Origin of the sequence: Streptomyces termitum, assembly GCF_014650175.1 — a bacterium.
Lineage (GTDB): Bacteria > Actinomycetota > Actinomycetes > Streptomycetales > Streptomycetaceae > Streptomyces > Streptomyces termitum.
In genome coordinates this window covers 117,604-141,573 of the sequence record NZ_BMUL01000016.1, presented here as the reverse complement: position 1 = coordinate 141,573, position 23,970 = coordinate 117,604, and the positions used below count along the sequence as shown (strand labels likewise).

At 73.9% G+C, this 23,970-nt stretch carries 23 protein-coding genes; 14 read left to right on the top strand and 9 right to left on the bottom strand.

Annotated elements, in window-relative coordinates; all coding sequences use genetic code 11:
* Positions 1–49 precede the first annotated feature (49 nt).
* Both IE219_RS25840 and IE219_RS25835 read left to right on the top strand, forming a co-directional pair.
* Positions 50–1,894 carry a sensor histidine kinase gene (locus IE219_RS25840; protein WP_189981732.1) on the top strand — a complete coding sequence of 615 codons (1,845 nt, stop codon included), beginning with the start codon at positions 50–52 and terminating at the stop codon, positions 1,892–1,894.
* 41 nt (positions 1,895–1,935) lie between these two features.
* Positions 1,936–2,616, top strand: a complete 681-nt coding sequence (locus tag IE219_RS25835; protein ID WP_308434045.1) for a response regulator — start codon at positions 1,936–1,938, stop codon at positions 2,614–2,616.
* A 65-nt stretch (positions 2,617–2,681) separates the two neighbouring features.
* Here IE219_RS25835 and IE219_RS25830 read toward each other — a convergent pair whose 3' ends face one another.
* Positions 2,682–3,227, bottom strand: coding sequence for a MarR family winged helix-turn-helix transcriptional regulator (locus tag IE219_RS25830; RefSeq protein WP_189981695.1), 546 nt, complete (start codon positions 3,225–3,227; stop codon positions 2,682–2,684).
* A gap of 94 nt (positions 3,228–3,321) precedes the next feature.
* Between IE219_RS25830 and IE219_RS25825 the strand changes: the two genes are divergently transcribed.
* From IE219_RS25825 to IE219_RS25810, 4 genes are all read left to right on the top strand, one after another.
* A complete protein-coding gene (locus IE219_RS25825) occupies positions 3,322–4,428 on the top strand; it encodes an ABC-2 transporter permease (protein WP_189981693.1) in 1,107 nt (368 codons plus the stop codon).
* Between the two features lie 183 nt (positions 4,429–4,611).
* The gene (locus tag IE219_RS25820; protein ID WP_189981691.1) at positions 4,612–6,054 is read left to right on the top strand and encodes a DUF2252 domain-containing protein; all 1,443 of its coding nucleotides are present in this window, start codon (positions 4,612–4,614) and stop codon (positions 6,052–6,054) included.
* A gap of 402 nt (positions 6,055–6,456) precedes the next feature.
* The gene (locus IE219_RS25815; protein ID WP_189981728.1) at positions 6,457–7,260 is read left to right on the top strand and encodes a hypothetical protein; all 804 of its coding nucleotides are present in this window, start codon (positions 6,457–6,459) and stop codon (positions 7,258–7,260) included.
* A 50-nt stretch (positions 7,261–7,310) separates the two neighbouring features.
* Positions 7,311–7,652 (top strand): rhodanese-like domain-containing protein, encoded by a 342-nt coding sequence (locus IE219_RS25810; protein ID WP_189981689.1) that lies wholly within the window; start codon positions 7,311–7,313, stop codon positions 7,650–7,652.
* Positions 7,653–7,814: 162 nt separating this feature from the next.
* On the opposite strand, the gene IE219_RS25805 is transcribed toward IE219_RS25810, so the two are convergent.
* The 6 genes from IE219_RS25805 to paaA form a co-directional block, all read right to left on the bottom strand.
* Positions 7,815–8,948 (bottom strand): acyl-CoA dehydrogenase family protein, encoded by a 1,134-nt coding sequence (locus IE219_RS25805; protein ID WP_189981687.1) that lies wholly within the window; start codon positions 8,946–8,948, stop codon positions 7,815–7,817.
* Positions 8,949–9,043: 95 nt separating this feature from the next.
* A complete protein-coding gene (locus tag IE219_RS25800) occupies positions 9,044–10,105 on the bottom strand; it encodes a 2Fe-2S iron-sulfur cluster-binding protein (protein WP_189981685.1) in 1,062 nt (353 codons plus the stop codon).
* Complete coding sequence (gene paaD / locus IE219_RS25795) at positions 10,106–10,615, bottom strand: 1,2-phenylacetyl-CoA epoxidase subunit PaaD (protein ID WP_189981726.1); 510 nt, start codon at positions 10,613–10,615, stop codon at positions 10,106–10,108.
* Between the two features lie 44 nt (positions 10,616–10,659).
* On the bottom strand, positions 10,660–11,418 hold the full coding sequence (gene paaC, locus IE219_RS25790) for a 1,2-phenylacetyl-CoA epoxidase subunit PaaC (RefSeq protein ID WP_189981683.1): 759 nt from the start codon (positions 11,416–11,418) through the stop codon (positions 10,660–10,662).
* Entirely contained in the window at positions 11,415–11,702 is a 288-nt protein-coding gene (gene paaB / locus IE219_RS25785) for a 1,2-phenylacetyl-CoA epoxidase subunit PaaB (protein WP_189981681.1), read from the bottom strand. The genes paaC and paaB overlap by 4 nt, the downstream gene beginning before the upstream one ends.
* Entirely contained in the window at positions 11,699–12,685 is a 987-nt protein-coding gene (paaA, locus tag IE219_RS25780) for a 1,2-phenylacetyl-CoA epoxidase subunit PaaA (protein WP_229850003.1), read from the bottom strand. The genes paaB and paaA overlap by 4 nt, the downstream gene beginning before the upstream one ends.
* A 189-nt stretch (positions 12,686–12,874) precedes the next feature.
* Between paaA and IE219_RS25775 the strand changes: the two genes are divergently transcribed.
* From IE219_RS25775 to IE219_RS25765, 3 genes are read left to right on the top strand one after another with little or no spacing between them, the layout of a single operon-like run.
* Positions 12,875–13,564 carry a DUF5819 family protein gene (locus tag IE219_RS25775; protein WP_189981678.1) on the top strand — a complete coding sequence of 230 codons (690 nt, stop codon included), beginning with the start codon at positions 12,875–12,877 and terminating at the stop codon, positions 13,562–13,564.
* Positions 13,561–14,829 (top strand): HTTM domain-containing protein, encoded by a 1,269-nt coding sequence (locus IE219_RS25770; RefSeq protein WP_229850002.1) that lies wholly within the window; start codon positions 13,561–13,563, stop codon positions 14,827–14,829. Before IE219_RS25775 ends, IE219_RS25770 begins: the two co-directional genes overlap by 4 nt.
* Entirely contained in the window at positions 14,826–15,503 is a 678-nt protein-coding gene (locus IE219_RS25765) for a TrmH family RNA methyltransferase (RefSeq protein ID WP_189981675.1), read from the top strand. The genes IE219_RS25770 and IE219_RS25765 overlap by 4 nt, the downstream gene beginning before the upstream one ends.
* 40 nt (positions 15,504–15,543) lie before the next feature.
* Here IE219_RS25765 and paaN read toward each other — a convergent pair whose 3' ends face one another.
* Positions 15,544–17,241, bottom strand: coding sequence for a phenylacetic acid degradation protein PaaN (gene paaN, locus IE219_RS25760; protein WP_189981673.1), 1,698 nt, complete (start codon positions 17,239–17,241; stop codon positions 15,544–15,546).
* A 169-nt stretch (positions 17,242–17,410) separates the two neighbouring features.
* On the opposite strand from paaN, the gene IE219_RS25755 reads away from it, so the two are divergent.
* Positions 17,411–18,919: a 3-hydroxyacyl-CoA dehydrogenase gene (locus IE219_RS25755; protein WP_189981724.1), complete on the top strand. Its 1,509-nt coding sequence runs from the start codon at positions 17,411–17,413 to the stop codon at positions 18,917–18,919.
* A 1-nt stretch (position 18,920) separates the two neighbouring features.
* The gene (locus IE219_RS25750) at positions 18,921–19,511 is read left to right on the top strand and encodes a TetR/AcrR family transcriptional regulator (RefSeq protein WP_189981671.1); all 591 of its coding nucleotides are present in this window, start codon (positions 18,921–18,923) and stop codon (positions 19,509–19,511) included.
* Positions 19,512–19,585: 74 nt separating this feature from the next.
* Here IE219_RS25750 and IE219_RS25745 read toward each other — a convergent pair whose 3' ends face one another.
* Positions 19,586–20,152 carry an Lrp/AsnC family transcriptional regulator gene (locus IE219_RS25745; RefSeq protein ID WP_189981669.1) on the bottom strand — a complete coding sequence of 189 codons (567 nt, stop codon included), beginning with the start codon at positions 20,150–20,152 and terminating at the stop codon, positions 19,586–19,588.
* A 177-nt stretch (positions 20,153–20,329) separates the two neighbouring features.
* On the opposite strand from IE219_RS25745, the gene pdhA reads away from it, so the two are divergent.
* The 3 genes from pdhA to IE219_RS25730 are packed head-to-tail and all read left to right on the top strand — an operon-like array spanning position 20,330 to position 23,885.
* Positions 20,330–21,487: a pyruvate dehydrogenase (acetyl-transferring) E1 component subunit alpha gene (gene pdhA, locus IE219_RS25740; protein ID WP_189981721.1), complete on the top strand. Its 1,158-nt coding sequence runs from the start codon at positions 20,330–20,332 to the stop codon at positions 21,485–21,487.
* Complete coding sequence (locus tag IE219_RS25735) at positions 21,484–22,521, top strand: alpha-ketoacid dehydrogenase subunit beta (protein WP_189981667.1); 1,038 nt, start codon at positions 21,484–21,486, stop codon at positions 22,519–22,521. The genes pdhA and IE219_RS25735 overlap by 4 nt, the downstream gene beginning before the upstream one ends.
* On the top strand, positions 22,521–23,885 hold the full coding sequence (locus IE219_RS25730; RefSeq protein WP_189981665.1) for a dihydrolipoamide acetyltransferase family protein: 1,365 nt from the start codon (positions 22,521–22,523) through the stop codon (positions 23,883–23,885). The genes IE219_RS25735 and IE219_RS25730 overlap by 1 nt, the downstream gene beginning before the upstream one ends.
* Positions 23,886–23,970: the final 85 nt, after the last annotated feature.

Genomic DNA, 23,970 nt, shown 5'->3' with positions numbered 1-23,970 from the left:
GCGGACGCCCCGGGACGGGCGCCCCGCCTAGGGTGCGGGCGTGGAAGCTATGGGGAGTACGGGGACCGGGCGCGGGATCGGACAGGGCGCCGGACCGGAGGTCGGGCGCGCGCCCGGGACCGGACGTGAGGCCGGGGCCGGACAGGGGGCCGGGGACAGGGCGGTGGCCGCTTGGCGGTGGCTCGTGCCCGCGGCGCAGTGGTCCTGGCGCAGAACGGTCGGCGAAGCCTCCCTCGCCCTCGTCGTCGCCCTGCTCGCCGCGGGCACCGAGGAACTCCTCGGCGGCGAGGGCCGCCAGCTCGTCGCCGTCGCCGCGGGCACCGTCGTCCTCTCGCTCCTGCGCCGCCGCCTCCCCGCCACCGCGCTCGTCGTCACCGCCGCGCTCGCCCCCGCCGTCCCCGGCCTCGGACCGCTGCTTCTCCTCCTCGGCTGGTCCTCCGGCGGGCACATCGTCGGCGTCGGCCGCGCCCTGTACGCCTACGTCACCGCCTACGTGCTCAACGTCGGCGTCACCCTGCTCACCACCTGGGACCAGCAGAGACTGCTCACCCTCGCCTTCATGGCGACCCTCTACTACCTGGGCACCACCCTCGCCCCCGGCCTGGCCCACCGCTACTGGGCCCAGCGCCGCACCCTCCTGCACGCCCTCCAGGAACGCAACGAGCGGCTGGTGCGGGAACGGAGGATGATCGGGCGGAACGCCCGGCTGCGCGAGCGGCAGCGGATCGCCCAGGACATGCACGACAGCCTCGGCCACCAACTCGCCCTGATCTCCGTGCACACCGGCGCCCTGGAGGTCGACCGCGAGCTCAACGACCGGCAGCGGGAAGTCGTCGCCATCCTCCGGAACGCCTCCGTGACCGCCATGCACGAGCTCCGCGAGGTCGTCGGCATACTCCGTGACGGCACCGAGGCCGACGAACCGGACACCGGGCCCGTCGCCGCGGGCGACGAGAGCGGCCGGGCCGCCCGCGGGATCGCCGGCATCGAAGGACTCGTCGCCTCCGCCCGCGCCGCCGGAACCCGCGTCGAACTCCGCCGGATCGGCGACGAAAGACCGCTGGAACCGGCCGCCGGACACGCCGCGTACAGGATGGTCCAGGAAGCCCTCACCAACGCCTACAAGTACGCTCCCGGCGCCGCCATCAGCGTCGAACTCCGCTACGAGCCCGACACCTTCGTCGTCGAGATCCTCAACGAGGAACCCACCGGCGGTCCTTCGAAGGGCGTCGTCAGCGGCGGCCAGGGCCTGGCCGGACTCGTCGAACGGGCCCGCCTCGTGGGCGGCATGTGCCACGCGGGCCCCGCCGACGGCGGCGGCTTCCGCGTCGCCGGCATGCTCCCCTACGGCTCCGCGCCGACCGGGGAGGAAGCAGCGCCTTTGGTCGACGCGGCCGACGACTTCCGGCAGCAGTCGGTCAACCCCTTCAGACGGAAGAGTCGTTCCGCACTGGTCGGGGAGCCCGACTGGACCTTCACGGAACGGGAGTTGGCGATGGCACTGCGCGGGGGTAGGACCCGGAGCACCGGAGGATCGGTCGCGATCGGCTGCGGCATAGCCTTCGCCGCGCTCGTCGCCCTCGTCGTCGCGGCCGGCTTCGGCCTCTACCACTTCGTCGGATCGATCCAGGACGCCATGATCGAACCCTCGCAGTACGAGGCGATAGACGTCGGCACCGCCGAGGACGAGGTCCGGGGCATACTCCCCAAGGGCGACAGCCTCGCGAACGTGGCCACCGGCAAGAAGGGCACGCCCCCGCAGCCCAAGGGCTCGGAATGCCTCATCCTGCTCTCCACGGAGATGGGCGAGGACTTCGAATCGGACCCCGTTTTCCGATTCTGCTTCAAGGACGGCAAGCTGATCGAGAAGAAGTCGTACGTGGTCAGGCAGTAGCCCCCACGTCCGACCCGCACCGGAGCCGTGGGGGAGAGGCAGTGCTGCCTGGGCAGGAGGGGCGGTCCGGACGGAACGTCCGGGTCGTGGTCGCCGACGACGAACCGCTGATCAGAATGGGGATCCGGATGATCCTCAACTCCGATCCGGAGATCGAGGTGGTCGCGGAGGCCACCAACGGCCGGGAAGCCGTCGACGCCGCCCGCGCCCACGCCGCCGACGTCGTGCTCCTCGACATCCAGATGCCGGTCCTCGACGGCCTGTCGGCCCTCCCCGAGCTGCGCAGGGCAGCCCCCGCGGCACGGGTCCTCGTCCTCACCACGTTCGGCGAGCGGGAGAACGTCCTGCGGGCCCTGGAACACGGCAGCGCCGGCTTCCTGCTGAAGGACACCGCCCCCGCCGAACTGATCGGCGCCGTCCGGGCCGCCGCCGCGGGCGACGCGTACCTGTCGCCGGGAGCCACCCGGCACGTCGTCGAACAGCTCGCCTCCGGCCGCGAGACCGCCCGCGCCGAACAGGCGCGCGGCCGGCTCGCGGGCCTCAGCGAGAAGGAGCGCGAAGTCCTCGCCCTCCTCGGCGAAGGACTCTCCAACGCCGACGCGGGCCGCCGCCTGCACATGAGCGAGGCCACCGTGAAGACGTACGTCAGCCGGATCCTCGCCAAGCTGAACTGCGATAACCGCGTCCAGGCGGCCCTCCTCGCCCGCGACGCCGGGCTGTAGCGGAGGGAAGGGGAGGGGAAGGGAGAGGAGAGGATGGCGGGAGTGGGGTAGGGGCGAGGCAGGGGTCAGGGGGAGGCGGGGAGGTCTTCCGGACCGGCCGCGTTGTAGCGGAGGAGGTAGTCCGCGAAGCGGGCCAGGTCCTCGCCCGACCAGTCCCTGAGGCGCTCCTGGTAGGCGGCGAGCCGGTTGGCCTGGGCGGTGGCGAGCACCGCGAGACCGGCCTCCGTCGGGTGCAGCACCTGCACGCGGTGGTCCTCCGGCGCGGGCCTGCGCTCCACCAGGCCCAGCTTCTCCAGGCCCGCCAGCTGGCGGCTCACCGTCGACTTGTCCAGCAGGTAGTGCGCCGCGAGGTCCGTGGCCCGGCAGCCGCGCCGCTCCTCGATGTGGGCGAGGAGCGTGTACGAGACGAGCGGGATCTCCGGGTGGACCCGGGCCGCCGCCGCCCTGGCCCGGCGCGCGAAGGCCGTCAGCTCGCGCTGGATGACGTCCACGGACGCCTCGCGGGGAGTGCCCGGCGGGGCGGTTTCCGGGGCGTCCGCCGGAGTGGTCCGGGCCCCGGGCGGAGGGGTGGCCGGGGGCTCGGTCGTGGCGTCCGGCCTGGCATCTGACATGGGGCTCCCTCGCCGAAGTGGCCGCGTACCGAATCTTGGTTGTATAGTACAACGGTTCTTTAGTTGTAAAAGCCAACCAATAGCTTCGGAGGTCATGGTGTCCACAGGACAGAACACCACCGCCGGCGCCCTGCGGCACGTCCTCGGGCACCTCCTCACCCCCCTCCTCATGTGCCTCGGCATGGGCCTCGCCTACCTCGGCGCCTTCCACGCCCCCCAGCCCCACGACCTCCGCGTCGACATCGTCGGCTCCGGACCCGCCACCCAGGTCCTCGCCCAGACCCTCCAGGACAAGGCCGTCGGCGCCCTCGACGTCCGCACCGTCCCCGACCGCGCCACCGCCGCCACCGCCCTCGCCCGGCAGGACAGCTACGGCGCCTACATCCCCGGCGACCACCCCGAACTCCTCGTCGCCTCCGCCTCCTCCGACACCAGCGCCATGGCCGTCGAGAAGGTCTTCACCCAGGTCGCCGCAGACCGGGACGCGCCCCTCAAGGTCACCGACCTCGCCCCCACCGCCGCCGGAGACCCCACCGGCCAGGGCGTCTTCTTCCTCCTCGTCGCCGTCAGCATCGGCGCCTACGCCTCCGTCGCCGTCATCGGCGCCGCCGGAGCCGCCCTCCCCATGCGCCTGCGCGCCCTCCTCGCCGCCGGCACCTCCCTCGTCGTCAGCCTCATCGGCACCCTCTTCGCCGGCCCCGTCTTCCACCTCGTCGACCACGGCCTCGCCGGCGTCTGGGCCCTTTCCTGGCTCTACGCCGCCGGCATCCTCCTCATCGGCGTCGGCCTCCACACCTACCTCCGCCGCTGGACCACGCTCGGCGTGATGGTCCTCTTCGTCATGCTCAACTTCACCAGCTCCGGCGGCATCTACCGGCCCGAACTCCAGCCCGGCTTCTTCGGCTCCCTGCACGCCTTCTGGAACGGCGCCGGACTCGTCGAGGGCATCCGCTCCCACGTCTACTTCGACGGCCACGCCCTCGGCGGGAACGTCCTCGTCCTCACGCTCTGGTTCCTCGCGGGCGCCCTCCTCGTCACCCTCGCCGGCCGCACCGAGTCCCGGCGGGCCACGACCTCCGTACCGGCCCGGGGCCCGCTGTCCTCCGGCCCGCGGAAGACCGATGCGGGGAGGGCGGACGGGGCGGACCCGAAGACGGAGAAGGAGAGGGAAGAGGAGATGGAGGAGACCGTCGCCGTCTGACCGCGGCACGGTTCGACATGGTCCGGCGGGGTTCGGCGGGCTCCGGTGCCGTCACGGTCCGGTGCCGGCACCGGACGCCGGGTTGTCCACAGGCCGTTGTCCACAGGGGGAGACGGCTGATCATGACCGGCTGTAACGTCGGGCACGAAAGACATCGAACCAGCCATCGGGGGAGGTCGTCCCATGGACGAGATCCAGGCAGTCATGCCGGAACAGCGCGGAGCGACGGACGGGGAGCGCATCCCGTACGTCCCCGGATTCGCACAGCGCGGCACCGCAGGACCCTCCCCCAAGGAGCACGGCAAGAGCCTGCGCACCGCCGTCCCTCGCGCCTCCCACGCGGACCTGACCCTCCCCGCCGGACGGCCCGACGCCGTCCGCGCCGTCGAGGAGTCCAGCCGCGACCGCGTCCCCGAACTCACCCCCCTCCGCGTCGGCCGCATGGCCGCCGGACCCTTCGCCTTCCTGCGCGGCACCGCCGGCCTCATGGCCCACGACCTCGTCGGCACCCCCGTCACCGGCATCGCCGCCCAGCTCTGCGGCGACGCCCACGCCGCCAACTTCGGCCTCTACGGCGACGCCCGGGGCCGGCTCGTCATGGACCTCAACGACTTCGACGAGACCGTCGTCGGCCCCTGGGAATGGGACCTCAAGCGGCTCGCCACCTCCCTCGTCCTCGCGGGCCGCGAAGTCGGCGCCGACGAGGACACCTGCCGGGCCGCCGCCCACGACACCGTCGGCGCCTACCGGCGCACCATGCGCCTCCTCGCCCGCCTCCCCGCCCTCGACGCCTGGAACGCGATACCCGACGAGGAACTCGTCTCCCACACCGACGCCCGCGACCTCCTCGGCACCCTGGAACGCGTCTCCGCCAAGGCCCGCAACAACACCAGCGCCCGCTTCGCCGCCCGCTCCACCGAACCCGTCCCGGACACCCCCGGAGGCCGCCGCTTCGTCGACGCGCCCCCCGTCCTGCGCCGGGTCCCCGACGCCGAGGCCGCCGCCGTCACCACCGCCCTCGGCGCCTACCTGGAAACCGTCTCCGAGGACCGCCGCCCGCTCCTCGCCCGGTACGCCGTCCACGACGTCGCCTTCCGGGTCGTCGGCACCGGCAGCGTCGGCACCCGCTCCTACGTCGTCCTCCTCCTCGACCACCGGGGCGAACCGCTCGTCCTCCAGGTCAAGGAAGCCCGCCCGTCCGTCCTCCTGCCCCACCTGCCCGCCGCCGGATTCGCCGCCCCCGAACCCGGCCACGAAGGCCGCCGCGTCGTCCTCGGACAGAAGCGCATGCAGGTCGTCAGCGACATCCTGCTCGGCTGGGCCACGGTCGACGGCCGGCCCTTCCAGGTACGGCAGTTCCGCAACCGCAAGGGCAGCGTCGACCCCGCCGCGCTCACCGCCGACCAGGTCGACGACTACGGCCGCATGACCGGCGCGCTCCTCGCCCGCGCCCACGCCCACAGCGCCGACCCGCGCCTCATAGCCGGGTACTGCGGCAAGAACGAGGAGTTCGACGCGGCCGTCGCCTCCTTCGCCGTCACCTACGCCGACCGCACCACCGAGGACCACGCCGACCTGCTCACGGCGATCCGCACCGGCCGCCTGGCCGCCGAACGCGGCGTCTGAGGTACGGGTGGGGGCGTCTGAGGCACGAGCCACCTGAGGGGCGTGCCGCCCAGAGGTACGTGCCGTCCTGAAGCACGGGCGGGGTTTGAAGCCGGCTCGGGGCGGGCGCGTGGCCGGGGGCGTCGGCGTGCGCCGGAAGGCTTATCGAAGAAGAGGGGGGAGGGGGAGGGGAGGGAGGGGGGGAGGGCCCCCGGTGAGGACCTAGGCTGGTGGGGTCGAGCCGGAACGAGGACGTGGGCGGGCGTGAACGTGAGCGAGGACCAGCACCCGGGCCAGAGCCAGGACGAGGCCCCGGACGGGGACCAGGGCCGGGTTCTGGGGCAGGAGCAGGACGGTCGGGCCCAGGAAGCCGCGGAGCCGGCGCAGGCTTCGGGGACGGAACCGGATTCGGAGCCGGAGTCGGTGCGGGAGGCCGGGCAGGGTTCGGGGGCGGAGCGGCCCGAGGCTCGGTTGGAGCGGGCCGTGGGGGTGGCGGAGCAGGCGCTGATCGAGTTCGAGATCGCCGTCGAGACGTTCCGGGTCGAGGTGGAGAACTTCTCCCGGCTGCACCATCAGAAGCTGGGCCCGATGTACGCGCGGCTCGACGAGCTGGACGCGTCGATCGCGGAGGCGCGGGCGGAGCGTAGCGGGGATCCCGAGGATCTGCGGTTGGCGCAGGAGGCGCGGGCCGCGGTGCTGCCGCTGCCGGGGGTCGAGGCCCTCTTCGACGACTGGATCGACTCGGACGGGCTCTCCCCGGAGGCCGCCGCGATGCTGACGGAGCGGCCGGTGCGGCCGCCGCAGCGGGTGCGGCCGAGCGAGGAGGCGCGGCGGCTCTACCGCGAGCTGGCCCGCCGGGCCCACCCGGACCTGGCGCGGGAGGAGGGCGAGCGGAAGCGGCGGGAGGAGTTCATCACCCGGGTGAACGCCGCCTACGGGCGCGGGGACGAGGCGCTGCTGCGGGAGCTCGCCGCCGAGTGGGAGGCGGGGCCCGCGCCGGTCGAGGAGCGGCCGGTCGGGAGCGAGGAGCTGTACGCGCGCCTGGAGTGGCTGGCGCAGCGCAAGGACATGCTGTCGGCGCTGGCCCGGGAGCTGGAGGAGAGCGCGATCGGCGCGATGCTGCGGCTGGCGCCGGAGGACCCCGACCGGCTGCTGGAGCAGATCGCCGAGCAGTTGCGGGCCCAGGTCGCCGAGCGGGAGGCCGAGCTGGCCGGGCTGGTGCAGTAGGTTTTCGGGGCCGGGGCGGTTTCGCCCGTACACGAGAGAAGGTCTGTGCCATGAGTTTCGCCCCGCTGCCGTCGGTGCCCGCCGCGTCCGTTCCCGCCGACGCCCTCGTGCTGGACGTGCGGGAGAACGACGAATGGGCCGCCGGCCGGGTCGAGGGCGCGGTGCACGTGCCGATGAGCGACTTCGTGGCCCGGTTCTCGGAGCTCGGCGAGGTGCTCGCCGAGCGCGGCCGCGCCTATGTGATGTGCCGGGTGGGCGGCCGGTCGGCGCAGGTCACGCAGTACCTGGTGCAGCAGGGCTACGACGCGGTGAACATCGACGGCGGGATGCTGGCCTGGGAGGGCGCGGGGCGCCCGGTGGTCGCGGACGGCGGCCCCGGCTTCGTCGCCTGAGTGCGAACCCGAACCTGAACCTGAGTCCGAGTCCGAACCTGAGTCCCGGCCCGAGTTCCGGCCCGGGACCGGGTTCGGGTGTGAGCCCGTGTCCATGGTCGAGCCCGAGTCCGGGTTGATGCCCGGGGCCGGGCTTTCGGGCTTTCTGGGGTGTGTCGGCCGTCAGCTCAGGGGGTGGGCGGCGATGAGGTCGCCGAGGGCGTCCTCGTGGGCGGCGGCCGGGCCGAGGGAGAGTTCGAGGTACTTCGCCCACGCGTGGTAGCGGTGCAGGGGGTAGTCGGTGTCGGCGCCGAAGCCGCCGTGCAGGTGCTGGGCGGTCTGGACGACGCGGCGTACCCCTTCCGCCGCCCAGATCTTGGCGACGGCGAGGTCCGCCTCGACCGGCAGGGCCGTGTCGGCGCCGGTCGTGACGCGCCAGGCCGCCTGCCACAGGGTGGCCTCCATGGCGCGCAGGTCGATGTAGCGGTCGGCGGTCTGGACGGCGACGGCCTGGAAGGTGGCCACGGGGTGGCCGAACTGCTCGCGCTTTCCGGTGTACTGGCTGGTCATGGCGAGGACCTGTTCGCCGAGGCCGAGGGCGAGGGCGCAGGTTCCGGTGGTGAGCAGGGCGCGGAGCGCGGGCCAGGCGGCGGTGTCGTCGAGGACGCGGTCGGCGGGGATCCGTACGGCGTCGAGGCGGAGGCGGGCGAGGCGCTCGCCGTGGGTGCCGTACTGGGCGTCGAGGGCGAGTCCGGGGTGGTCGCGGGGGAGCAGGGCGAGGACCGTGCGGCCTTCGGCGGTGCGGGCGGGGACGGCGATGAGGTCGGCCGGGTGGGCCCACGGGACGTGGTCGGTGCCGCCGTCCAGGGTCCAGTGGGTGCTGTCGTGGCGGGCGGTGACGGCCCGCTCGGCGGGTTCGTGGCCGGTGCTGCCGTGGGTGGCGGCGGTGAGGACCAGGCGGCCCGCGGCGACCTCGGGCAGGAGTGCGGCGGCGGTGGCGGCCGGTGCGTGGTGCCGCAGGACGTGGGTGACGGCGGCGGTCTCCAGGAGGGGGACGCGGGCCAGGACGCGGCCGGACTCGCGCAGGACCAGGCAGAGCGCGATGGGGTCGAGGCCGGTGCCGCCGTGCTCGGGGCCGGCGAGGAGGCCGAGGAGGTCGGTGGCGGCGAGGCGCCGCCACAGGTCCCGGTCGAGGTCGTCGGCGACGGCGGTGGGGGTGAGGGCGGGGCTGGGGACGGCGTCGGGGGCGACGTCGGCGAAGACGGCGCGGGCGGTCTCCGCGGCCGCCTGCTGCTCCTCGGTGAACGTGAAGTCCATGGCCCGGTCCTTCCGTTGCTGTTCCGACGGCCCGCCGGAGGCGTGCTTCTGACGGGCCGTCAAGATAGAACAGGTTCTAGCGGAAGGGAATGGGCTCAGCGGTCGAAGTCCAGCTCCACGTCGGGGGTGACGGGGTGGGACTGGCAGGCGAGGACGTATCCGGCGTCGGTCTCCTCCGGTTCAAGGGCGAAGTTGCGGTCCATGCGGACCTCGCCGTCGACGAGGAAGGCACGGCAGGTGCCGCAGACGCCGCCCTTGCAGGCGTAGGGGGCGTCGGCGCGGGCGCGCAGGACGGTGTCGAGGAGGGTCTCGCCGCGCTCGACGGGCCAGGTGCCGGAGCGGCCGTGGAGGGTGGCCGTGAGGGTGGCGTGGGCGGGGGTGTCGGCGGTGGGGACGGGGGCGGGGCCCGAACCGTCGTCGACGTGGAAGATCTCCTGGTGGACGCGGGCGCGGTCGACGCCGAGGCCGCGCAGGGCCCGCTCGGCGCCCTGGACGAGGCCGAGGGGGCCGCAGAGGAACCAGCCGTCGACGGCGGGGACGGGGAGCAGAGCCGGCAGGAGGGCGGCGAGCCGGTCCTGGTCGAGGCGGCCGGAGGGGAGTCCGGCCTGCTGCTCTTCGCGGGAGAGGGCGGTGACGAGCTGGAAGCGGTCGGGGTGGCGGTCCTTCAGGTCGGCGACCTCGTCGAGGAACATCGTGGAGGCGGCGGTGCGGTCGCTGCGGATCAGGCAGAACCGGGCCTCGGGTTCGCGGTCGAGGAGGGTGGCGGCCATGGAGAGGACCGGGGTGATGCCGCTGCCTCCGGCGACGGCGGCGAAGTGGCCGGGGCGGGGGTCGAGGACGAAGCGGCCGGTGGGCGCCATGACGTCGACGGTGTGGCCGGGGGCGAGTTCCTTGAGGGCCCAGGTGGAGAAGGCGCCGCCGTCGACGAGGCGGATGCCGACACGGAGTTCGGGCCGCTCGCCGGCCGGTGCGGCGGGGGAGCAGATCGAGTAGGTGCGGCGGATCTCCCGGCCGGTCTCGTCGGTGCGGCGCAGGGCGAGGTGCTGGCCGGGGCGGTGCCGGAAGGTCTCCCGGAGCGCGTCGGGGACGGCGAAGGTGACGGCCACGGAGTCGTCGGTGAGGCGCTCGACCCGGCTCACCGGGAGCGGGTGGAACATCTACAACTCCTTGAAGTGGTCGAACGGTTCGCGGCAGGCGGCGCAGCGGCGCAGGGCCTTGCAGGCGGTGGAGGAGAAGCGGCTGAGGAGTTCGGTGTCGGTGGAGCCGCAGTGGGGGCAGCGGATGGCGAGGGTGAGGGCGACGGGGCCGCCGGGCGGTCCCTGCGGGCGGGGCGGGGCGATGCCGAACTCGGTGAGTTTGCGGCGGCCCTCCTCGCTGATGTCGTCGGTGCTCCAGGCTGGGGCGAGGACGGTGACGACGGTGACGTCGGGGACTCCGTGCGCGTGGAGGGCCTGTTCGATGTCGGCGGACATGGCCTCGACGGCGGGGCAGCCGGTGTAGGTGGGGGTGAGGGTGACCTCGGCGCGGCCGGGGCCGGTGAGGTGGACCCCGCGCAGGACGCCGAGGTCGGCGAGGGTGAGGACGGGCAGCTCGGGGTCGGGCACGGCGCCGGCGACGCGGGCGAGCTCCGCTTCGAGCGCGGTGGGCGCCTGGGTGCCGGTGATCATGCCGGTGCCGGTGCCGGTGCCGGGGGCCGAGGCGGGGGCGGTGGTCACCATGTCGCCCCCGGGTGGCTGCGGTGCAGGTGCTGCATCTCGGCGAGCATCCGGCCGAAGTGCTCGGTGTGGAGGCCCTGGCGGCCGGCGCCGGCCGCCCAGGCGCCGGTGCGGGGGCCGTCGGGGACGGTGAGGCCGGCGCGGGTGAGGACCGCGGTGACCGAGTCGAGCCAGGCGGGTTCAAAGGCGGCGGTGTCGGTGCCGAGGCCGTCGACCGGCTGGAAGGGCTCGCCGGTGTACCGCCAGAGGGCGTCGCAGGCGGTCCCCATGCGGTGGTGGGACTCGTCGGTGCCGTCGCCGAGGCGGAGGGTCCACTGCTCGGCGTGGTCCCGGTGGTAGGCGACCTCCTTGACGGCCTTGGCGGCGAGTCCGGCGAGGGGGCCGTCGCCCGCGGCGAGCTCGGCGTAGAGGAGGTGCTGATAGGTGGAGAAGTACAGCTGGCGGGCGATGGTGTGGGCGAAGTCGCCGTTGGGCTGCTCGACGAGCTGGAGGTTGAGGAAGGCGCGCTCCTCGCGGAGGAAGGCGAGCTCGTCCTCGTCGCCGGTGAGGGAGAGCAGGACGCGGGCCTGGCCGAGGAGGTCGAGCGCGATGTTGGCGAGGGCGACCTCCTCCTCCAGGACGGGGGCGCCGCCGGCCCACTCCCCCAGGCGCTGGGCGAGGACGAGGGCGTCGTCGCCGAGGGCGAGGGCGGCGCGGGCGGGCGCCCCGCCGAGGGCGGGGGCCGGACGGGCGGTGGTGGTGTCGGTGCCGGTCACAGGTGCTTCACCCCCTCCGGGATCTCGTAGAACGTGGGGTGCCGGTAGGGCTTGTCGGCGGCCGGTTCGAAGAAGGGGTCCTTCTCGTCCGGGGAGGAGGCGGTGATGGCGGTGGAGGGGACGACCCAGAGGGAGACGCCCTCCATGCGGCGGGTGTAGAGGTCGCGCGCGTTGCGCAGGGCCATCTCGGCGTCGGGGGCGTGGAGGCTGCCGGCGTGGGTGTGCGAGAGCCCTCGGCGGGAGCGGACGAACACCTCCCACAGGGGCCACGTGTCGGTGCTCATGCCTGTGCCTCCCCGGGCTGTGCGGTGTGCTTGCGTGCGTGGGCCGCGGCGGCCTCGCGGACCCAGGTGCCGTCCTCGTGGGCCCGGCGGCGCTGGGTGATGCGCTGTTCGTTGCAGGGGCCGTTGCCCTTGAGGACGTCCCGGAACTCGGTCCAGTCGATGGGGCCGAAGTCGTGGTGCCCGCGCTCCTCGTTCCACTTCAGGTCGGGGTCGGGGAGGGTGAGGCCGAGGGCCTCGGCCTGCGGGGCGGCGATGTCGACGAAGCGCTGGCGCAGTTCGTCGTTGGAGTGCCGCTTGATCTTCCAGGCCATCGAGCGGGCGGAGTGGGCGGACTCGTCGTCGGGCGGGCCGAACATCATCAGAGACGGCCACCACCAGCGGTTCACCGCGTCCTGCGCCATGGCGTGCTGGGCCTCGGTGCCCCGGGAGAGGGCGAGGAGGGCCTCGTACCCCTGGCGCTGGTGGAAGGACTCCTCCTTGCAGACCCGGACCATCGCGCGGGCGTAGGGGCCGTAGGAGCAGCGGCAGAGGGGGACCTGGTTGGTGATGGCGGCGCCGTCGACGAGCCAGCCGATGGCGCCGACGTCGGCCCAGGTCAGGGTGGGGTAGTTGAAGATCGAGGAGTACTTCTGGCGGCCGGTGTGGAGCTTGTCGAGGAGCTCGTCGCGGCTGACGCCGAGGGTCTCGGCGGCGCTGTACAGGTACAGCCCGTGGCCGGCCTCGTCCTGGACCTTGGCCATGAGGATGGCCTTGCGGCGCAGCGAGGGCGCGCGGGTGATCCAGTTGGCCTCGGGCTGCATGCCGATGATCTCGGAGTGGGCGTGCTGCGCGATCTGGCGGACGAGGGTGGCGCGGTACGCCTCCGGCATCCAGTCGCGCGGCTCGATGCGCTCGTCGGCGGCGACGGCGGCGTCGAACACCGCCTCGCGGGCGGCCTGTGCCGCCGCGTCCGCGGCGTCCGTGCCGGGTGCTCGCGCGGTCATCGCCGTCCCTGCCGTTCCTGCGGTCATCGGACCCCCTACCGACCGATCGTTCGGTTCAATGACTTCAATGGTGGGTCGGCGGCCCGTAGGGTGTCAACCCTGTGGATGACCGCCCGCCCCGTCCGGGGCGCGGGCGAGCGGGTCGCCGTGGGTTCGGGATCGGGTCGGGAAGCCCGGGATCGGGGTGGGATGAGCGCGCACATCGACGGCAGCGAGCGGCGGCCGACCGGGGGGATCCTGGCGCTGTCCCTGCCGTACCAGATCGTCGCCGCGGTGGCCCTCGCCGCCCTGGCCGTCCTCGCCTGCCTGCACCTGGCCATGGTCTTCCTGCACGTGGCGCCGTCGAACACGCTCACCAAGCAGCACGGGCAGGCCGTGGACGACTGGATCTACCCCGAGTTCGAGCAGAACTGGAAGCTCTTCGCGCCCAACCCGCTCCAGCAGAACATCTCGCTCCAGGTCCGTGCCCAGGTCGCCGGGCCCGGCGGGAGCCACGTCACCAACTGGATCGACCTGACCGCGCAGGACGCCGAGGACATCCGGGGCAACGTCTTCCCCAGCCACGCCCAGCAGAACCTGCTGCGCCGCGCCGTCGACTGGTACGGCACCGCGCACGACGACGAGGGGCGCCCCAAGGGCACCCGCGGCCGGCTCTCGGAGGAGTACATGCGCCGCATCGTGCTGCTCCGCATCGAGGGGCCCGGCGCGCGCGCCGACGTCGGAGGGAAGGTCGAGCGGATCCAGCTCCGCCGGGTCTCCCGGCCGGTGCCCGCCCCGCACTGGAGCGACGAGAAGAACTCCACCCAGTCCTCCGCCCGGGTGATGCCCTGGTGGGACATCACCGACGCCGACCGCGCCCGCACGGAGACGAGCCGATGACCGCCCCCAGCCCCGACCCGGCCGCGGCTCCGGCGCGCGTGCCGCTCGACCGCCGGCTGGCGAAGGCGGCGCAGACCGTCACCTCGCGCTCGCTGGGCCCGTACCAGACGGCGATCGTCCGGATCGGCTTCGCGCTGACCTGGCTCCTCTTCCTGGTGCGCGAATTCCCGAACCGGCACGAGCTGTACGGCCCCGACGGCCCCTGGTCCTTCGACATGGCCCGTCGGCTGATCGCCGACAACCGCGCCTTCTCCGTCCTGATGTGGTCCGACGGCACCCTCTGGTTCGAGGCGGTCTACGGGCTCGCGGTGCTCGGCGCGCTGGCGATGCTCCTCGGCTGGCACACCCGGGCCGCCTCGGTGGTCTTCATGGTCGGGGCGCTCTCGCTGCAGAACCGCTCCGTCTTCCTCGGCGACGGCGGCGACAACGTGGTGCACCTCGTCGCCCTCTACCTCACCCTGGTCCGCTGCGGCCAGGTGTGGTCCCTGGACGCCCGCAGGGCCGCCCGGCGGGCCGCCCGGGACGAGAAGCGGCCGGAGCTCGCGGGACCGGTCCTGTGGGTCGTCCTCGGCGGCTTCCTGGTCGCCGCGACATGGTTCAGCCCGGTCACCGGCGAGTGGTGGATGTACGTGCTGCTGTGGGTGCTCTGGCTCGGCCAGGGCCTGTGGTGGCTGGTGGAGCAGTACGCGCCCGGGGAGCCCCGCACCCTGCTCGACGTCCTCGGCCACCTCACCCACAACGCGGTCCTCGCGGTCCTCATGGCCGAGGTCTGCCTGATCTACGCCACCGCCGGCTGGTACAAGATCCAGGGCTCGCGCTGGCAGGACGGCACCGCCCTGTTCTACCCGCTGCACCTGGACTACTTCACGCCCTGGCCGGCGCTGTCCGACCTCCTCGCCTCCAGCGGGATCATGGTCATGCTGCTCAGCTACGGCACCGTCATCGTGCAGGTCGCCTTCCCGTTCACGCTCTTCAACCGCAAGGTCAAGAACGTGCTGCTGGTCGCGATGATGCTGGAGCACGCGGGCATCGCGCTCCTGCTCGGCCTGCCGGCCTTCTCGCTCGCGATGATCGCCGCCGACGCCGTCTTCCTGCCCACCGCCTTCCTGGTGTGGCTGGGCACGCGGGCCGCCCGGGGCCGGGACCGGCTGCTGCGCCGGACCCCCGCCGCCGACCTGCCGCCGCAGCGCCCCGCCGGGGAGGACGCGGAGGAGTCCGGCGGGGGGACCGGCGACGAGACCGCCCCCCGTACCCTCGTCGGGTGAGCACCACCGAAGAACACCCCGACCCGACCGGGGCCGAACCGCTCCAGTACGACGACGGCTACGGCACCGCGATCGGCGTCGGCCCGCACCCCGAGCCGTGGCCCGAGGACTCGCGCCACGACCGCGAACTGCTGGCCGGGGGCGACCGGCGCAACGTCGTCGACCGCTACCGGTACTGGACGCGGGAGGCGATCGTCGCCGACCTCGACACCCGTCGCCACGACTTCCACGTGGCCGTGGAGAACTGGGGTCACGACTTCAACATCGGCTCGGTGGTGCGGACCGCCAACGCCTTCCTGGCGAAGGAGGTCCACATCGTGGGGCGCCGCCGCTGGAACCGGCGCGGCGCCATGGTCACCGACCGCTACCAGCACGTGCGGCACCACCCCGACACCGAGGCGCTCACCGCCTGGGCGGCCGCCGAGGACCTGCCGATCATCGGCATCGACAACCTGCCGGGCTCGGTGCCGCTGGAGCGGACCGTGCTGCCCCGCCGCTGCGTGCTCCTCTTCGGGCAGGAGGGCCCCGGGCTGACCGAGGAGGCCCGCCGCCATGTGCGGACGGTCTGCTCGATCGCCCAGTTCGGCTCCACCCGGTCGATCAACGCCGGGGCCGCCGCCGCGATCGCCATGCACGCGTGGGTGCAGCGCTACGCGGAGATCGACACCCCCTGAGGGGTACGGGGCGGGGCTCCGGGCCCCGCCCGCGCCGCCGTCAGGCCTGGCGGCGGACCTCCACCACCCGGAAGCGGTTGGAGACGAAGGCGCCGTCGCACAGCGCCGCGTTCGCCGCAGGGTTGCCGCCCGAGCCGTGGAAGTCGGAGAAGGCGGCCGTCTGGTTCACGTACACCCCGCCCGTCAGGTTCAGCGACAGCTGCGCCGACTCCTCCAGGCAGACCTCCTCCACGGCCCGCTCGGTGGAGGCGGAGGTCGTGTACGCGCCGACGGTCATCGCGCCCTTCTCGCGGATCGTGCGCCGCAGCAGCTCCAGGGCGTCCGCCGTGGAGTCCACCGAGACCGCGAAGGAGATCGGGCCGAAGCACTCGGAGAGGTACGCCGCCTCCGCGTCCGGCTTGGAGCCGTCCAGCTTCACCACGACCGGGGTGCGGACGACCGCGTCCGGGAAGTCCGGGTGGGCCACCTCGCGGGAGGCCAGCGCGACCTCGCCCAGGCCGGCCGCCGCCTCCAGGCGGGCCTTCACGTCCGGGTTGACCAGCGCGCCCAGCAGCGCGTTCGCCCTGGCGTCGTCGCCGAGGAGGCCGCCGACCGCGCCCGCCAGATCGGCCACCACCTCGTCGTACGACTTCGGGCCCTGGTCGGTGGCGATGCCGTCGCGCGGGATCAGCAGGTTCTGCGGGGTGGTGCACATCTGGCCGCTGTACAGCGACAGCGAGAACGCCAGGTTGGACAGCATCCCCTTGTAGTCGTCGGTGGAGTCGATCAGCACCGTGTTGACGCCGGCCTTCTCCGTGTAGACCTGCGCCTGGCGGGCGTTGGCCTCCAGCCAGTCGCCGAAGGCGGTCGAGCCGGTGTAGTCGATGATCCGGATCTCCGGGCGCAGCGCCAGGGTCTTGGCGATGCCCTCGCCGGGCCGCTCGGTGGCCAGCGCCACCAGGTTCGGGTCGAAGCCGTGCTCGGCGAGCACCTCGCGGGCCGTCCGCACGGTCAGCGCCAGCGGCAGCACCGCGCGCGGGTGCGGCTTGACCAGCACCGCGTTCCCGGTCGCGAGGGAGGCGAACAGGCCCGGGTAGCCGTTCCACGTCGGGAAGGTGTTGCAGCCGATGACCAGGGCGACGCCGCGGCCGACCGGGGTGAACTCCTTGCTCAGCTCCAGCGGGTCCCGCTTGCCCTGGGGCTTGGACCAGGAGGCCCGGCCCGCGGGGGTGCGGGTCTGCTCCTCGTACGCGTACGCCACCGCCTCCAGGCCGCGGTCCTGGGCGTGCGGGCCGCCGGCCTGGAACGCCATCAGGAACGCCTGGCCGCTGGTGTGCATGACGGCGTGGGCGAACTCGTGGGTGCGGGCCGAGATCCGGGCCAGGATCTCCAGGCAGACCAGGGCGCGCGCCTCCGGCCCCGCGTCCCGCCAGGCGGGCAGCCCGGCGCGCATCGCGGGCAGCAGCACGTCGGGGTCGGCGTGCGGGTACTCGACGCCGAGCTCGGGGCCGTAGGGCGAGATCTCGCCGCCGGTCCAGCCGTCGGTGCCCGGCTGGTCGAGGTCGAAGCGGGTGTTCAGCACGGCCCGGTGGGCCGCCAGGCCGGCCTCCGCGTCCAGCGAGCCGTCCGCGCCGTACGCCTTCGGGTGCTCCGGGTACGGCGACCAGTAGGCGCGGCTGCGGAGGGTGGCGAGGGCCTGGTCGAGGGTGGGCCGGTGCTTCTCGGCCAGAACGTCGGTGGTCGGCTGGGCGGTGGCCATGGATGGACCAACTCCTCGTCGAGCTGGGCAGGGAGACGCGTACGGAGTTAGAGTAACCGAACGATCGGTCGGGACAAGGGGGTCCGCCGATCCTGTGGAAAACCCATCGGGGAGGATCACTCCTATGAGCGCCGACACGAGCGCCGTGACCGTCAGGGGGAGCGCCGCCATGGACGAGGCCGTCGACCGGAACCGGACCGTCGCCGTCGTCGGCACCGGGACCATGGGCCAGGGCATCGCGCAGGTGGCGCTGGTCGCCGGCCACCCGGTGCGCCTGTACGACAGCGCGCCCGACCGGGCCGCCGAGGCCGTCGGCGCGATCCGCGCCCGCCTCGACCGCCTCGTCGAGAAGGGCCGCCTGGACGCCGCCGCCCGCGAGGACGCCGCCGGCCGGCTGCACGCCGCCGCCGACCTCGCCGACCTCGCCGACGCCGCCCTCGTCGTCGAGGCGATCGTCGAGGACCTGGCCGTCAAACGGAGCCTCTTCGCCGCCCTGGAGGAGGTCGTCGCCGACGACGCCCTCCTCGCCACCAACACCTCCTCCCTCTCCGTCACCGCCATCGGCGGGGGCCTGCGCCTGCCCGGCCGCTTCGTCGGCCTGCACTTCTTCAACCCGGCGCCGCTGCTCCCGCTCGTCGAGGTCGTCCGCGGCTTCGCCACCGACGAGTCCGCCGCCACGCGCGCGTACGCGACGGTGAAGGGCTGGGGCAAGACGCCGGTGCGGTGCGCCGACACCCCCGGCTTCATCGTCAACCGGATCGCCCGGCCCTTCTACGCGGAGGCGTTCCGCGTGTACGAGGAGGGCGGCGCCGACCCGGCCACCATCGACGCGGCGCTGCGCGAGTGCGGCGGCTTCCGCATGGGCCCCTTCGAACTGACCGACCTGATCGGCCAGGACGTCAACGAGGCCGTGACCCGCTCCGTGTGGGACTCCTTCTTCCAGGACCCCAAGTTCACGCCCTCGCTGGCGCAGCGGCGGCTCGTCGAGTCCGGCCGCCTCGGCCGCAAGACCGGCCGCGGCTGGTTCCCGTACGAGGGGGACGCCGAGCGGCCCGCGCCGCACACCGCGCCGCCGGCCGAGGCCCCGGACACGATCACCGTCGAGGGCGGGCTCGGCCCGGCCGGCGAGCTGATCGCCATGGTCCGCGAGGCCGGCATCGAGGTGCGCGAGACGGAGGAGGACCGGGGCACCCGGATCCTGCTGCCGGGCGGGGGCCAGCTCGCGCTCGCCGACGGCCAGACCTCGGTCGAGTTCCGGGACGTCGTCTACTTCGACCTGGCCCTCGACTACCGGGCGGCGACCCGGATCGTCCTCTCGGCCTCCGAGGTCACCTCCTGGGAGACGCTGCGCGGCGCGATCGGCCTCTTCCAGGCGCTCGGCAAGAAGGTCAGCGTCATCGGGGACGTCCCCGGCATGATCGTCGCCCGTACGGTGGCGATGCTGGTCGACCTCGCCGCCGACGCCGTCGCCAAGGGCGTCGCCTCCGCCGAGGACATCGACACCGCCATGCGGCTGGGCGTCAACTACCCCGTCGGCCCCGTCGAATGGGGCCGACGGCTCGGGGCCGCGTGGGCGCACGAACTCCTCGACGAGCTGCACGCGCGCGTGCCCACCGGGCGCTACGCACCCTCCCTGGCGCTCTACCGCCGGACCTACGCAGAGATGGGCGGCGAGTGACATGACGACGGCCAGGCGCGACACCTACACCCCCGAGACGCTGCTCTCGGTCGCGGTGGGGGTCTTCAACGAGCGCGGCTACGACGGCACCTCCATGGAGCACCTCTCCAAGGCGGCCGGGATCTCCAAGTCCTCGATCTACCACCACGTGGCGGGCAAGGAGGAGCTGCTGCGGCGGGCGGTCAGCCGGGCCCTGGACGGCCTCTTCGCGGTCCTCGACGAGCCGGGCGCGCAGGGCGGCCGGGCGGTCGAGCGGGTCGAGCACGTGACCCGGCGCACCGTCGAGGTGCTGATAGCCGAGCTGCCGTACGTGACGCTGCTGCTGCGGGTGCGGGGCAACACGGCCACCGAGCGGTGGGCGATGGAGCGGCGCCGCGAGTTCGACCACCGGGTGGCCGATCTGCTCGGGGCGGCGGCGGCCGAGGGCGACCTGCGGTCCGACGTGGACATCCGGCTCGCGACCCGGCTCCTCTTCGGCATGATCAACTCGCTGGTGGAGTGGTACCGGCCGCATCCGGACCCGGTGGAGCGCGCGCAGATCGCCGAGACCGTCGCCCGGATGGCCTTCGACGGGCTCCGCAAGGCCCGCTGAGCGGACGGGAGGGGCGCGGTGGGGAAAACCTTCCCCGCCGCGCCCCTCCCGCGTGAGAGCGCCGGGTGCCCGCCTCAGGTCCCCGGTTCCGCGTCCAGGTCCAGTTCGTCGAAGACCAGCAGGGTGCGGGTGGAGAGCACCTCGGGGATGGCCTGGAGCCGGGTGAGGACCAGCTCGCGCAGGGTCCGGTTGTCCGGGGTGTGGACCAGCAGCAGGACATCGAAGTCGCCGCTGACCAGCGCGATGTGCGCGGCGCCGGGCAGTGCTTTGAGCTGCTCGCGGACCGTGCGCCAGGAGTTCTGGACGATCTTGAGGGTGATGTAGGCGGAGGCGCCGTGGCCGGCCCGCTCGTGGTTGATCCGGGCGCTGAAGCCCCGGATCACCCCGTCGTCGATGAGCCGGTTGATCCGGGCGTAGGCGTTGGCCCGGGAGACGTGCACCCGCTCGGCGACGGACCGCACCGAGGCCCGGCCGTCCGTCTGGAGCAGTCGCAGGATGTCGCGGTCTATCGCGTCCAGCGGCCGGGCCGGGAGGGCGTACGCCGGTGTGTACGGGGGCGCGCTGAGCACCTCGCCCACGCCCTCCCCCGCGGCCTCCTCCGGGGTTCCGCCCCGGGCGTCGGCCATTTGTTCATCCGCCATGTCCCCCCGCCTTCCTCCGTTGGACGACCTGTCTCCATCTCAGGCCGTGGAGAACCGTTTGTCCACAGGCTGAAGGCGCCTGTAGCCAAAATGCCTCCACGACCGAACAATCGGTAGGTGAGGCGCGCCACACCCGCGCCGCCCGCCTTCGGGTCTCATGCCCGCTCCCACGAGGAGGTGGACTCGTTGCAACAGCGCAGTTCGACAGTCCAGGAGCCGTCCGCCGCCCAGGCCCACCGGCCCACGCCGCCCGCCTGGCGGCCCCGCACCGACCCCGCCCCGCTGCTGCCCGACGCCGAGCCGCTGCGCGTGCTCGGCACGGACGCCGCGGCCGACGCCGACCCCGCGCTGCTGCGCCGGCTCTACGCGGAGCTGGTCCGCGGCCGCCGGTACAACGCCCAGGCCACCGCCCTCACCAAGCAGGGCCGGCTCGCCGTCTACCCCTCCACCACCGGCCAGGAGGCGTGCGAGATCGCCGCCGCCCTCGCCCTGGAGGAGCGGGACTGGCTCTTCCCCTCGTACCGGGACACCCTGGCGGCCGTCGCCCGGGGCCTCGACCCGGTCGAGGCCCTCACCCTGCTCCGCGGCGACCGGCACACCGGCTACGACCCGCGCGAGCACCGCATCGCCCCGCTGTGCACCCCGCTCGCCACCCAGCTCCCGCACGCCGTGGGCCTGGCCCACGCCGCCCGCCTCAAGGGCGACGACGTCGTCGCCCTCGCCATGGTCGGCGACGGCGGCACCAGCGAGGGCGACTTCCACGAGGCCCTGAACTTCGCCGCCGTCTGGCAGGCGCCGGTCGTCTTCCTGGTGCAGAACAACGGCTTCGCGATCTCCGTGCCGCTCGCCAAGCAGACCGCCGCCCCCTCGCTCGCCCACAAGGCCGTCGGCTACGGCATGCCGGGCCGCCTGGTCGACGGGAACGACGTCGTCGCGGTCCATCAGGTCCTCACCGAGGCCGTCACCCGCGCGCGGCGCGGCGGCGGACCGACCCTCGTGGAGGCGATCACCTACCGGATCGACGCCCACACCAACGCCGACGACGCCACCCGCTACCGCGCCGACGGCGAGGTCGAGGCATGGCGGGCGCACGACCCGGTGCTCCTCCTCGAACGGGAGCTGACCGAGCGCGGCCTGCTCGACGAGGACGGCCGGCGCGCGGCGGCCGAGGCCGCCGAGACGATGGCCGCGGAGCTGCGCGAGCGGATGAACGCCGACCCGGTGCTCGACCCGATGGACCTCTTCACCCACGTCTACGCCGAGCAGACCGCGCAGCTGCGCGCACAGGCGGCACAGCTGCGGGCCGAACTCGACGCGGAGGACGAGAACCGATGACGACGGCGACGAGCGGCACGGCGGCCGCCCGGGCGGCGGGCCGGCCCAAGCCGGCCACCATGGCGCAGGCGCTCCAGCGCGCCATGCGCGACGCGATGGCCGAGGACCCGGCCGTCCACGTGATGGGCGAGGACGTCGGCACCCTCGGCGGCGTCTTCCGGGTCACCGACGGCCTCGCCAAGGAGTTCGGCGAGGACCGCTGCACCGACACGCCGCTGGCCGAGGCGGGCATCCTCGGCACGGCCGTCGGCATGGCCATGTACGGGCTCCGCCCGGTGGTGGAGATGCAGTTCGACGCCTTCGCCTACCCGGCGTTCGAGCAGCTCGTCTCGCACGTGGCGCGGATGCGGAACCGGACCCGGGGCGCGATGCCGATGCCCATGGTGATCCGGGTGCCGTACGGCGGCGGGATCGGCGGCGTCGAGCACCACAGCGACTCCTCCGAGATCTACTACATGGCCACCCCCGGCCTGCACGTGGTCACCCCCGCCACCGTCGAGGACGCCTACGGGCTGCTGCGGCAGGCCATCGCCTCCGACGACCCGGTCGTCTTCCTGGAGCCCAAGCGGCTCTACTGGGCGAAGTCCGACTGGTCGCCCGAGGCGCCCGCGCGCGTGGAGCCGATCGGCCGGGCCGTGGTCCGCCGCCCCGGCACCGGCGCCACCCTCATCACCTACGGCCCCTCGCTGCCGGTCTGCCTGGAGGCAGCCGAGGCGGCGACCGCCGAGGGCTGGGACCTGGAGGTCGTCGACCTGCGCTCCCTCGTCCCCTTCGACGAGGACACCGTCGCCGCCTCGGTGCGGCGCACCGGCCGCGCGGTCGTGGTCCACGAGTCCGGCGGCTTCGCCGGACCCGGCGCCGAGATCGCCGCCCGGATCACCGAACTCTGCTTCCACCACCTGGAGGCGCCGGTCCTGCGGGTCGCCGGCTTCGACATCCCCTACCCGCCGCCGATGCTGGAGCGGCACCACCTGCCCGGCGTCGACCGGGTCCTGGACGCGGTCGCGCGGCTCCAGTGGGAGGCGGGGAACTGATGGCCCAGGTCCTGGAGTTCAAGCTCCCCGACCTCGGTGAGGGGCTCACCGAGGCCGAGATCGTCCGCTGGCTGGTGTCCGTCGGCGACGTCGTCGCGATCGACCAGCCGGTCGTCGAGGTCGAGACCGCCAAGGCGATGGTCGAGGTGCCCTGCCCGTACGGGGGCGTGGTCACCGCCCGCTTCGGCGAGGAGGGCACCGAACTGCCCGTCGGGGCACCGCTCCTGACGGTCGCCGTCGGCGCCGCCGCCGGTCCGGCCGCCGCCCCCGGTCCGGACGCGGACGGCTCCGGCGCCGCCGCCTCCGCCGTCTCGTCCGAGTACTCGGGCAACGTCCTCGTCGGCTACGGCACGGCCGGCCCCGCCGCCCGCCGCCGCCGGATCCACCCCCGGACCCCGGCCGTCGTCCAACCCACGCCGACAACGACGGCCGGCCCCACCCCGACGGCCCCGGTGACACCCGTCCCCGTGGCCGCCGGGTCCCCGGGACCCGTCCCGGTCATCTCCCCGCTGGTGCGCAAACTCGCCCGCGACCAGGGCCTCGACCTGCGGCGGGTGCCCGGCTCGGGCCCCGAAGGACTGATCCTGCGCGCCGACGTCGAGCGGGCCCTCGCCGACCGGGACCGGCCCGCGCCCGCGGCCCCCGCCCCGGCCGCCGCGCCCGCCCCGGCCGTCGCGGGGGAGCGGATCCCGCTGCGCGGGGTGCGCGGCGCCGTCGCCGACAAGCTCTCCCGGAGCCGTGCCGAGATCCCGGACGCGACCTGCTGGGTGGACGCCGACGCCACCGCCCTCATGGAGACACGGGCCGCGATGAACGCGGCGGGCGGACCGAAGATCTCGGTCCTCGCCCTCCTCGCCCGGATCTGCGTCCACGCCCTGTCCCGCTTCCCCGAGCTGAACTCCACCGTGGACACCGCCGCCCGCGAGATCGTCCGGCTCCCCGGGGTGCACCTCGGCTTCGCCGCCCAGACCCCGCGCGGACTCGTCGTCCCCGTGGTCAGGGACGCCGGGAGCCGGACCGCCGAGTCGCTCGCCGGGGAGTTCGGCCGGCTCACCGAGTCGGCCCGGCAGGGCACCCTCACCCCGGCCGACCTCACCGGCGGCACCTTCACCCTCAACAACTACGGGGTGTTCGGGGTGGACGGCTCCACGCCGATCATCAACCACCCCGAGGCCGCGATGCTCGGCGTCGGCCGGATCATCCCCAAACCCTGGGTCCACCAGGGCGAACTGGCGGTCCGGCAGGTGGTGCAGCTCTCGCTCACCTTCGACCACCGGGTCTGCGACGGAGGCACCGCCGGCGGCTTCCTGCGGTACGTCGCGGACTGCGTCGAACAGCCCGCGGTCCTGCTCCGCACCCTCTGAGGAACGGCCCCCGGGCCCGTGCGCACCCGCCCGGCGCGTCTCTACGGGGAGACCGCCGGGCACGGCCGGAAGGCGGCGCCCCATA

Coding starts and splice junctions, on each gene's coding strand:
- IE219_RS25840 (WP_189981732.1), top strand. CDS start 50: ATGGGGAGTACGGGGACCGGGCGCGGGATCGGACAGGGCGCCGGACCG.
- IE219_RS25830 (WP_189981695.1), bottom strand. CDS start 3,227: ATGTCAGATGCCAGGCCGGACGCCACGACCGAGCCCCCGGCCACCCCT.
- IE219_RS25825 (WP_189981693.1), top strand. CDS start 3,322: ATGGTGTCCACAGGACAGAACACCACCGCCGGCGCCCTGCGGCACGTC.
- IE219_RS25820 (WP_189981691.1), top strand. CDS start 4,612: ATGGACGAGATCCAGGCAGTCATGCCGGAACAGCGCGGAGCGACGGAC.
- IE219_RS25810 (WP_189981689.1), top strand. CDS start 7,311: ATGAGTTTCGCCCCGCTGCCGTCGGTGCCCGCCGCGTCCGTTCCCGCC.
- IE219_RS25805 (WP_189981687.1), bottom strand. CDS start 8,948: ATGGACTTCACGTTCACCGAGGAGCAGCAGGCGGCCGCGGAGACCGCC.
- IE219_RS25800 (WP_189981685.1), bottom strand. CDS start 10,105: ATGTTCCACCCGCTCCCGGTGAGCCGGGTCGAGCGCCTCACCGACGAC.
- paaD (WP_189981726.1), bottom strand. CDS start 10,615: ATGATCACCGGCACCCAGGCGCCCACCGCGCTCGAAGCGGAGCTCGCC.
- paaB (WP_189981681.1), bottom strand. CDS start 11,702: ATGAGCACCGACACGTGGCCCCTGTGGGAGGTGTTCGTCCGCTCCCGC.
- paaA (WP_229850003.1), bottom strand. CDS start 12,685: ATGACCGCGCGAGCACCCGGCACGGACGCCGCGGACGCGGCGGCACAG.
- IE219_RS25775 (WP_189981678.1), top strand. CDS start 12,875: ATGAGCGCGCACATCGACGGCAGCGAGCGGCGGCCGACCGGGGGGATC.
- IE219_RS25770 (WP_229850002.1), top strand. CDS start 13,561: ATGACCGCCCCCAGCCCCGACCCGGCCGCGGCTCCGGCGCGCGTGCCG.
- paaN (WP_189981673.1), bottom strand. CDS start 17,241: ATGGCCACCGCCCAGCCGACCACCGACGTTCTGGCCGAGAAGCACCGG.
- IE219_RS25755 (WP_189981724.1), top strand. CDS start 17,411: ATGGACGAGGCCGTCGACCGGAACCGGACCGTCGCCGTCGTCGGCACC.
- IE219_RS25750 (WP_189981671.1), top strand. CDS start 18,921: ATGACGACGGCCAGGCGCGACACCTACACCCCCGAGACGCTGCTCTCG.
- IE219_RS25745 (WP_189981669.1), bottom strand. CDS start 20,152: ATGGCGGATGAACAAATGGCCGACGCCCGGGGCGGAACCCCGGAGGAG.
- IE219_RS25735 (WP_189981667.1), top strand. CDS start 21,484: ATGACGACGGCGACGAGCGGCACGGCGGCCGCCCGGGCGGCGGGCCGG.
- IE219_RS25730 (WP_189981665.1), top strand. CDS start 22,521: ATGGCCCAGGTCCTGGAGTTCAAGCTCCCCGACCTCGGTGAGGGGCTC.